Source organism: Streptomyces beijiangensis (assembly GCF_017315755.1).
GTDB classification, from domain to species: Bacteria; Actinomycetota; Actinomycetes; order Streptomycetales; family Streptomycetaceae; genus Streptomyces; species Streptomyces beijiangensis.
The window spans coordinates 1-263 of record NZ_JAFLRJ010001301.1 but is presented as its reverse complement, the minus strand read 5'-3'; the positions used below and the strand labels follow the sequence as shown (position 1 = coordinate 263).

General features: G+C 73.4%; 1 protein-coding gene. It reads right to left on the bottom strand.

Annotated features, from left to right (window positions below; all coding sequences use genetic code 11):
- On the bottom strand, positions 1–263 hold a 263-nt coding region (locus J0695_RS41585), incomplete at both ends, for a glycoside hydrolase family 3 N-terminal domain-containing protein (protein ID WP_206970001.1).

Genomic DNA, 263 nt, shown 5'->3' with positions numbered 1-263 from the left:
GTGGCGATCGCCGAGGTGAGCCGGGGATCCTCCGAGTAGCCCTCCTCGTTGCGGCCCCACAGAGGGTGGCGCAGCAGATTGACGGTCGGCGCCCAGACGTTGAGGCCGACCCGCTCGTCCCGGGCACGCATCGCACGGGTCTCCCTGGACACCGCCTCGCCGACCCGGCGCACCAGCTCCGGGTTCCAGGTCGCCCCCAGCCCGACGGCCTGCGGGAACACCGTCGCCGGACCCATCCAGGCCACGCCGTGCAGTGCCTCCTG